Source organism: Salmonella sp. 741265050_HSA, assembly GCF_046569445.1.
GTDB lineage: Bacteria > Pseudomonadota > Gammaproteobacteria > Enterobacterales > Enterobacteriaceae > Salmonella > Salmonella enterica.
Genome location: NZ_JBKFSV010000029.1, coordinates 1 through 4,458 on the forward strand (window position 1 = coordinate 1; position 4,458 = coordinate 4,458).

The following is a 4,458-nucleotide window of genomic DNA, read 5'->3' on the forward strand; positions in this document are numbered from 1 at the left end:
GCCGTAGCGCCGATGGTAGTGTGGGGTCTCCCCATGCGAGAGTAGGGAACTGCCAGGCATCAATTTAGTGAAGAAGCCCATCCTGACGGATGGGCTTTTTTGCGTGTGTGGTAACTGTAAAAATGTAGGCCTGATAAGCGCAGTACCATCAGGTAACCTGCACCGCCGGATGGCAGCTTCGCCTTATCCGGCCTACGGCATCGACACAATGCCTGTGTATACCGCCTTATTCCGTCGACATAACCGCAAGCCTTCCCTACATAGATGCGGTAAACTAAGCCTGATTTTGTATCAGGAAAGCGTCTATGACCCACTCCCTAAAACCCTGGAATACCTTCGGCATTGATCATTGTGCAAAGCACATCGTATGCGCTGAAAACGAACAACAACTACTGAGCGCCTGGCAGCAAGCAACTCGTGAGGGACTGCCGGTTATGATCCTAGGTGAAGGAAGCAATGTCCTGTTTCTGGAAAATTACGCCGGCACCGTGATCCTTAACCGCCTGAAAGGCATTGAGGTCAATGAAACCGCGGACGCCTGGCACCTACACGTCGGCGCAGGCGAAAACTGGCATCAGCTGGTTCGCTACGCGCTGGACAACAACATGCCCGGCCTGGAGAATCTGGCGCTCATCCCTGGCTGCGTTGGTTCCTCGCCTATACAGAATATTGGCGCGTATGGCGTAGAACTACAGCGCGTCTGCGACTACGTTGACTGCGTTGAACTGGAAACGGGAAAACGTCTGCGTTTGTCCGCGGCGGAATGCCGTTTCGGCTATCGTGACAGTATCTTCAAAAATGAATATCAGGATCGCGTTGCGATCGTCGCGGTGGGTCTGCGTTTGTCAAAGCAATGGCAGCCGGTGTTGACCTATGGCGATCTTACTCGTCTGGACCCGAAAACGGTCACCGCGCAACAGGTGTTTGATGCTGTATGCCATATGCGCACCACAAAATTGCCGGATCCTAAAGTGAATGGCAATGCGGGCAGCTTTTTTAAAAATCCCGTTGTCGCAGCCGATATCGCTATGGAACTGTTAGAACGATTTCCCAACGCGCCGCATTACCCTCAGGCAGACGGCTCAGTGAAGCTGGCGGCAGGCTGGCTGATAGATCAATGTCAGTTGAAAGGCGTCACCTTTGGCGGCGCTGCGGTGCATCGCCAACAGGCGCTGGTATTGATTAATGCGAATGATGCGACAAGTAAAGATGTGGTGGCGCTGGCGCATCATGTCCGGCAAAAAGTGGGTGAAAAATTTAATGTCTGGCTGGAGCCTGAGGTTCGCTTTATTGGTCAGTTCGGAGAGGTGAACGCTGTGGAGAGCATTGCATGAAAGATACTACCGTTCCCCTGACGCTGATCTCACTACTTGCCGACGGAGAGTTTCACTCAGGCGAGCAGTTGGGTGAACGGCTGGGAATGAGCCGCGCGGCTATTAATAAACATATCCAGACATTACGCGACTGGGGAGTAGATGTATTTACCGTTCCCGGGAAAGGATATAGCTTACCGGAACCCATCCAGTTACTGGATGCTGACCGTATTCATAGCCAACTGGATAGCGGAAACGTGGCGGTATTGCCCGTTATCGATTCAACCAATCAGTATTTACTTGATCGAATTGGCGAGCTGCGTTCAGGCGATGCCTGTGTAGCAGAATACCAACAGGCAGGGCGTGGTCGTCGCGGGCGTAAATGGTTCTCACCGTTTGGCGCGAATCTATATCTTTCAATGTACTGGCGTCTGGAGCAGGGGCCTGCGGCGGCAATAGGCTTGAGTCTGGTCATTGGAATTGTGATGGCGGAAGTGCTGCGTGAACTGGGCGCAGATAAAGTTCGTGTGAAGTGGCCTAACGACCTTTACCTACTGGATCGCAAACTGGCGGGTATTCTGGTCGAGTTAACCGGTAAAACGGGCGATGCCGCACAAATAGTGATTGGCGCTGGTATTAACATGGCAATGCGTCGCGTAGAAGAGGACGTGATAAATCAGGGATGGATCACACTACAAGAGGCCGGAATTACGCTCGACCGCAATATGCTGGCCGCAAAGCTGATTTATAAGTTACGTGCTGCGCTTGAGCTTTTTGAGCAAGAAGGTCTTTCTCCTTATCTTTCGCGCTGGAAAAAACTGGATAATTTTATTGATCGTCCGGTAAAACTAATTATTGGCGACAAAGAAATATTTGGTATTTCTCGCGGCATTGATACTCAGGGCGCATTATTGCTTGAACAGGATGGTGTGATTAAACCCTGGATGGGCGGAGAAATATCGCTGCGAAGCGCCGAATAGTAAAAAGGGGGAGTCGGTACTCCCCTTTTTTCTGTTATTTCCGCAATCTTACCTGTTCCACCGCATGGTTAGCGCTCTTGGTCATAATAAGGCTGGCACGTTCTCGCGTAGGTAAGATATTTTGCTTTAAATTCAACCAGTTAATTTCTTTCCAAAGCGAAGCTGCTGTATTAACAGCTTCTTCTTTAGATAATTTCGCATAATTGTGGAAATAAGAGTCAGGATCGGTAAACGCCCCTTCGCGGAATTTCAGGAAGCGATTGATATACCACGTCTGAAGAAGCTCTTCTGGCGCATCAACGTAAATAGAGAAATCAACGAAATCAGAGACAAATACATGGTGCGGATCGTGAGGATAATCCATACCGCTTTGTAAAACATTCAAACCTTCAAGAATCAATATATCAGGCTGAGCGACGGTTTTATCCCCTTCAGGAATAACATCGTAAATCAAATGAGAATAGACTGGCGCCGTCACGTTCGGTACGCCCGACTTGAGGTCAGAAACGAATTTCACCAGTCGGTGCATATCATACGATTCGGGGAACCCCTTTTTCTTCATTAACCCGCGTTCTTTCAACACCTGGTTTGGGTGGAGGAAGCCGTCTGTGGTAATCAATTCAACACGGCGGTGTTCCGGCCAGCGACTCAGCAACGCTTGCAGAACGCGTGCTGTCGTGCTTTTACCCACTGCGACGCTGCCCGCGATACTGATGATGTAAGGGATTCGCTGGCCGTTAGTGCCCAGAAACTGTTCCAGGACAGCCTGACGACGCAGATTTGAACTGATATAGAAATTTAGCAAACGGGAGAGGGGTAAATATATTTCTGCAACTTCTTCCAGCGATAAATCTTCATTAATGCCTTTTAACTGCGCGATCTCATCCTCGGTCAGGGTCATCGGCACAGAATCGCGAAGCGCAGCCCACTGGCTGCGATCAAACTGTAGGTAAGGCGTCATTAACGATTGCTCTTTTATACTCATAAGCATGTTTCTGGCTGCTATTGCTACATCAGTTCAGCGATGAACGAGGGCCATCCCTGACATGCAACGGCACGTCACATTTAAGTTAATTTGGACAATGGGCAGGAGGGTAACACCAGATGGGGAGGAATAATAAGAAAAAATCTCGCTGTGAAAGCTATCCCTGAGAAGCAATGTGACGAATATACCAGATACAGAAGATTGCTTTCTATCGACGGAGCGTTGAAATGCCGCGTCGTATCCTGGTCAGACGGTCGGTAAAATGCCGAAAATTTATGCTCTCTTGTTTGAAATTAGAGCATTTTTGTCTCTTATAGCGCAAAATGTGAGCGATAGAACATTTTATGCAATTTTTTAGTTGCATGAGCACGCAGGTCTCCATAGAATGCGCGCTACTTGATGCCGACTTAGCTCAGTAGGTAGAGCAACTGACTTGTAATCAGTAGGTCACCAGTTCGATTCCGGTAGTCGGCACCATCAAGTCCGGTGGGGTTCCCGAGCGGCCAAAGGGAGCAGACTGTAAATCTGCCGTCACAGACTTCGAAGGTTCGAATCCTTCCCCCACCACCATTTTCGGCCGCGCGATGGCGCAGCCCGAGACGATAAGTTCGCTTACCGGCTCGAATAAAGAGAGTTTCTCTCGATATTCAGTGCAGAATGAAAATCAGGTAGCCGAGTTCCAGGATGCGGGCATCGTATAATGGCTATTACCTCAGCCTTCCAAGCTGATGATGCGGGTTCGATTCCCGCTGCCCGCTCCAAGATGTGCTGATATAGCTCAGTTGGTAGAGCGCACCCTTGGTAAGGGTGAGGTCGGCAGTTCGAATCTGCCTATCAGCACCACTTCTTTTCTCCTTCCTGTTTTTCTCTTCTGTTTATTAGCATTCAACAAGTCGGGCGTGTTGCCTGGTTGATGTGGTGATATCACCGATTTATCCGTGTCTTAGAGGGACAATCGATGTCTAAAGAAAAGTTTGAACGTACAAAACCGCACGTTAACGTCGGTACTATCGGCCACGTTGACCATGGTAAAACAACGCTGACCGCTGCCATTACTACCGTACTGGCTAAAACCTACGGCGGTGCCGCTCGCGCATTCGACCAGATCGATAACGCGCCGGAAGAAAAAGCGCGTGGTATCACCATCAACACTTCTCACGTTGAATACGATACCCCGACC

Annotated in this window: 5 protein-coding genes and 4 tRNA genes; 7 read left to right on the top strand and 2 right to left on the bottom strand. The window is 49.6% G+C overall.

The window, feature by feature from the left end; genetic code table 11:
• Positions 1-305: 305 nt before the first annotated feature.
• Together murB and birA are read left to right on the top strand one after the other, a co-directional pair.
• On the top strand, positions 306-1,334 hold the full coding sequence (gene murB, locus ACLD4F_RS21900) for a UDP-N-acetylmuramate dehydrogenase (RefSeq protein ID WP_000149797.1): 1,029 nt from the start codon (positions 306-308) through the stop codon (positions 1,332-1,334).
• On the top strand, positions 1,331-2,293 hold the full coding sequence (birA, locus tag ACLD4F_RS21905) for a bifunctional biotin--[acetyl-CoA-carboxylase] ligase/biotin operon repressor BirA (RefSeq protein ID WP_000655746.1): 963 nt from the start codon (positions 1,331-1,333) through the stop codon (positions 2,291-2,293). Before murB ends, birA begins: the two co-directional genes overlap by 4 nt.
• Before the next feature lie 34 nt (positions 2,294-2,327).
• Here birA and coaA read toward each other — a convergent pair whose 3' ends face one another.
• Positions 2,328-3,278: a type I pantothenate kinase gene (coaA, locus tag ACLD4F_RS21910; RefSeq protein WP_000023068.1), complete on the bottom strand. Its 951-nt coding sequence runs from the start codon at positions 3,276-3,278 to the stop codon at positions 2,328-2,330.
• Between the two features lie 208 nt (positions 3,279-3,486).
• A complete protein-coding gene (locus tag ACLD4F_RS21915; RefSeq protein ID WP_001541267.1) occupies positions 3,487-3,660 on the bottom strand; it encodes a hypothetical protein in 174 nt (57 codons plus the stop codon).
• Positions 3,661-3,679: 19 nt separating this feature from the next.
• Here ACLD4F_RS21915 and ACLD4F_RS21920 point away from each other — a divergent pair.
• The 5 genes from ACLD4F_RS21920 to ACLD4F_RS21940 form a co-directional block, all read left to right on the top strand.
• Positions 3,680-3,755: transfer RNA gene (locus tag ACLD4F_RS21920), tRNA-Thr, on the top strand.
• Between the two features lie 8 nt (positions 3,756-3,763).
• Positions 3,764-3,848, top strand: a tRNA-Tyr gene (locus ACLD4F_RS21925).
• 116 nt (positions 3,849-3,964) lie between these two features.
• Positions 3,965-4,039: transfer RNA gene (locus ACLD4F_RS21930), tRNA-Gly, on the top strand.
• Positions 4,040-4,045: 6 nt separating this feature from the next.
• Positions 4,046-4,121: transfer RNA gene (locus ACLD4F_RS21935), tRNA-Thr, on the top strand.
• Positions 4,122-4,236: 115 nt separating this feature from the next.
• Positions 4,237-4,458, top strand: a 222-nt coding sequence (locus ACLD4F_RS21940; RefSeq protein WP_000031665.1) for a GTP-binding protein, incomplete at its 3' end; no start/stop codon positions are given.

Bases quoted from the DNA above. Each gene is read 5' to 3' on its own strand.
- birA (WP_000655746.1), top strand. From the start codon at position 1,331: ATGAAAGATACTACCGTTCCCCTGACGCTGATCTCACTACTTGCCGAC.
- coaA (WP_000023068.1), bottom strand. From the start codon at position 3,278: ATGAGTATAAAAGAGCAATCGTTAATGACGCCTTACCTACAGTTTGAT.
- ACLD4F_RS21915 (WP_001541267.1), bottom strand. From the start codon at position 3,660: ATGGAGACCTGCGTGCTCATGCAACTAAAAAATTGCATAAAATGTTCT.
- murB (WP_000149797.1), top strand. From the start codon at position 306: ATGACCCACTCCCTAAAACCCTGGAATACCTTCGGCATTGATCATTGT.